Here is a 3,912-nt window from a genome sequence, read left to right on the forward strand (position 1 = left end):
CGAAAATTATTCAATTTTCTAATTCTGGCCTACTCCCAACTGTGCGGGGTGGGCAAACGAAGCGAAAATCATTGAATTTTCTACTTCTGGCCCACTCCCGTTATAATCATCAAAAAAATTGTTTATTTAATTAATATTTTGAACACAATTACTCTGTTTCCGGGTATAATAGTGAGTGAATATAAATAGATAAAAGCATTTTCGAATGTCGTAAGGAGTGGGAAAAAATTGGTGAAACAAAAAAGTTTTACATTATGGATTACGCAAGTTGCTTTATTAACAACATTATGTGTGGTGGGGAGAATTTTCTTTGCGTTCATACCGAATGTACAACCCGTTACAACTATTATCGCAATTGTGACCATTTTATTAGGTTTTAAAGATGGCGTTATCGTATCGTCTTTGACGATGCTAGTTTCAAATCTCATTTTGGGAATGGGGCCATGGGTCGTGTTACAAATTATAAGCTATCTTATCGTCGTTATTTTTGTCTACTTCAGCAATAGATTATTAGAAAAAATGGTAAAAAGTGATTATATATTATTTGGTAGCCGAGCAGTCGTTACCGGTATTGCAGGTATATTGTTTGGCTTTAGTATTTCGTGGTTGTGGACTTTTTTAATACAAGTAGAAAACTTTTGGGTTTATTATTTAAATGGTTTACCTTTTGATTTGGCTCATTCAGCTGGGAATGTGGTATTTTTTATCTTATTATTCCCATTATTGAATAAATTATTCCAACGATATGCTGTCAATTATCAAGGGTTAAAACAAAATTAGTCAAATAATGACCGAAATATAAGATTTTAAGTCGTTCCTCTTTTCAAAGAGGAATTATTATTGTATAATGGTCAAAGAAAGTCAATGTTAAAGGAGGCGAGACTGTGACCCAACGAAATATGACGGATATTATTGAAGCGTATTTAAAAGCGTATTTAGAAAATCAAGAACATCTTGAAATCAAGCGAAGTGATATTGCCGATCAATTTGATTGTGTTCCTTCGCAAATCAATTATGTTATTAATACCCGTTTTACACAAGAACATGGATACCTAGTGGAAAGTAAAAGAGGTGGCGGAGGCTATATCCGGATACTTAAAGTCCATTTGGTAGATGAAGTAGACGAAATCGATCAAATGATTGATTTAATTGGAAATCAGATAAGTCAGCGAAACGGGATCAATATCATCGAAACTTTAACAGAAAGAAAGATTATAACTCAAAGGGAAGCTGCTTTGATTTTATCTGTGATTGAAAAAGCTGTTTTACAAACAATAACGGAGGAAGAACAAATAGCGAGAGCTCAATTATTAAAAACTTTTCTATACCAACTCCGTTATACATACGAATAAGAGGTGAATAAAAATGTTTGAAGAACTATTTACAGAAAGTGCACGACAAGCGATGATTTATGCGGCAGAGCAAGCTTATTATATGCAACATCAAGCAGTCGGCACAGAACATATATTATTAGGTTTATCTCGTGAAGAAACTGGAATTGCTGGAAAAGCATTAAGAGAACATGGTGCAACTTTCAATGAATTGATTTTAGAATTAGAAGCCATACATGGAAAATTTAGTCAACCGCGACTCAATGCTGAAAGAGTTATACCTTACTCTCCACGTGCTAAAAAAGTTATTATGAATGCTTCTAATGATGCGAAACGATTGGGTGCACCAAAAGTTGGAACTGAGCATTTATTATTAGGTATTTTAAAAGAAGAAATTTTAGCAACGGTTTTACTAAGAAACGTTGGTGTTGATTTTGATGAATTACGCAAAACAATTTATGAATTAATTGGCTTAGCTAGTCAAGACCCAACCAGTGGTGGTAACAATCGACGTAGAAGAAATCCTCGTAACAATAAAGAGGCACAAAAGACGTCTAAAACACCAACACTTGATTCAGTTTCTAGAGATTTAACTGAGCTAGCTAGACAAAATGAATTGGATCCGGTGATTGGACGTGAAAAAGAAGTTCACCGAATTGTGCAAATTATTAGCCGTAGAACCAAAAACAATCCGGTCTTAGTTGGGGAACCAGGTGTCGGTAAAACAGCTATAGCAGAAGGATTAGCTCAAAGAATGATTCAAGGAGATGTTCCTCAAGATATCGCTAAGAAAAGTTTAATTATGTTAGATATGGGAGCATTAGTTGCAGGAACGAAATATCGCGGTGAATTTGAAGAGCGCATGAAAAAAATTATCGAAGAAATTTCTGAAGACGGTAATATTATTCTGTTTATTGATGAATTGCATACATTAATCGGTGCTGGGGGAGCTGAAGGAGCGATTGATGCTTCTAATATATTAAAACCTGCTTTAGCTCGTGGAGAAATACAAGTAGTAGGTGCCACTACTTTAGACGAATACCAAAAGTATATTGAAAAAGATGCGGCATTAGAAAGACGTTTCTCTAAAGTACAAATTGATGAGCCTAGTCAAGAAGAATCTATCTTAATTATAAATGGACTAAAAGAAAAATATGAAGATCACCATAAAGTCGAAATTACTGACGAAGCAGTTGATGCCGCAGTAAAATTAAGTTCTCGCTATATGACAGCAAGACGCTTGCCGGATAAAGCGGTAGATTTAATTGATGAAGCTTCTGCACGTGTTCGTATTGATTCTGCGATTATGCCAAACAAAGTCACGACTGAAACAATTGAGCATCAGTTAGCTGAAATTGGCAATAAAAAAGAAGCCGCAATTCTCAATCGTGATTTTGAAGAAGCCGCAAATTTAAGAGAAAAAGAAGTGGCTCTAGAAGAGCAATTAGCAGAACTTGATAAAGCCAAAGAAAAAGCAAATGATGATTCAACTGTATCGCAATTGAAAGTAACAGCACAAGATGTGGCGCAGGTAGTTGCTTTAGCGACGGGGGTGCCAGTCCAACAAATGGAATCAAGTGAAAGCAAACGATTGATTAATCTAGAAGCTGAATTACATGAACGTGTAATCGGGCAAGATGAAGCGGTCAAAGCAGTTGCCAGAGCGATTCGTAGAGCTCGTAGTGGTTTGAAATCACCAAAACGTCCAATTGGATCATTCCTATTTTTAGGACCTACTGGTGTTGGAAAAACGGAATTAGCCAAAACCTTAGCGACAGCAATGTTTGGTAGCGAAGATAGTATGATTCGGGTTGATATGTCTGAATATATGGAAAAACACAGTGTCTCTCGTTTAGTAGGATCACCTCCAGGATATGTGGGGTATGAAGAAGCAGGGCAATTAACTGAAAAAATACGTCAAAAGCCGTATAGTGTTATTTTATTAGATGAGGTCGAAAAAGCTCATCCAGATGTCTTTAATATTTTATTACAAGTATTTGATGATGGTCATTTAACCGATGGTAAAGGCCGTAAAGTAGACTTTAGAAACACAATTATTATCATGACGTCCAATTTAGGAGCAACAGCCTTAAGGGATGAGAAATCAGTTGGGTTTGGTGCAGTTTCAGTAACACAAAACCATGAAGCGATGGAATCTAGAATACGTGAAGAATTAAAACGTGCATTCCGTCCAGAATTCTTAAACCGTATTGATGAGACAGTTGTCTTCCACTCATTAAGTAAGGAAAATATTCGTGAGATTGTTAAATTACATACTGCTGAAATTGTGAAACGTTTAGAAGAATTAGAAATTGAAGCCCGTGTAACGGATACCGCAGTCGATATTATTGCTGAAGCAGGGTTTGATCCAGAGTATGGTGCAAGACCAATTCGACGCGCTATTCAAAAACAAATTGAAGATGAATTAAGTGAACTACTATTAAGTGGTACAATTGCCTTAGGTGACAAAATCACGATTGGTGGTAGAAGTGGTTCGATAAATATTAATAACCGTAGTAAAGAGCAAAGTAAATAATCGAGTCATTCATTTAACAAATCAAGATAATCATTCGACAGTGAA

3 protein-coding genes are annotated in these 3,912 nt (G+C 35.8%); all 3 read left to right on the top strand.

Features of this window, described 5'->3' with window-relative positions; translation table 11 throughout:
• The first annotated feature begins 231 nt into the window (after positions 1-231).
• The 3 genes from GSA01S_RS09540 (at position 232) to GSA01S_RS09550 (ending at position 3,867) form a co-directional block, all read left to right on the top strand.
• Positions 232-780: an ECF transporter S component gene (locus tag GSA01S_RS09540; protein WP_245631308.1), complete on the top strand. Its 549-nt coding sequence runs from the start codon at positions 232-234 to the stop codon at positions 778-780.
• Positions 781-884: 104 nt separating this feature from the next.
• Positions 885-1,352, top strand: coding sequence for a CtsR family transcriptional regulator (locus GSA01S_RS09545; RefSeq protein WP_083513296.1), 468 nt, complete (start codon positions 885-887; stop codon positions 1,350-1,352).
• A gap of 13 nt (positions 1,353-1,365) precedes the next feature.
• The gene (locus tag GSA01S_RS09550; RefSeq protein ID WP_066126977.1) at positions 1,366-3,867 is read left to right on the top strand and encodes an ATP-dependent Clp protease ATP-binding subunit; all 2,502 of its coding nucleotides are present in this window, start codon (positions 1,366-1,368) and stop codon (positions 3,865-3,867) included.
• The last annotated feature ends 45 nt before the right edge of the window (positions 3,868-3,912 follow it).

Origin of the sequence: Globicatella sanguinis NBRC 15551, from assembly GCF_001552295.1 — a bacterium.
In the GTDB taxonomy this organism is placed as follows: domain Bacteria; phylum Bacillota; class Bacilli; order Lactobacillales; family Aerococcaceae; genus Globicatella; species Globicatella sanguinis.

Bases quoted from the DNA above. Each gene is read 5' to 3' on its own strand.
- GSA01S_RS09550 (WP_066126977.1), top strand. From the start codon at position 1,366: ATGTTTGAAGAACTATTTACAGAAAGTGCACGACAAGCGATGATTTAT.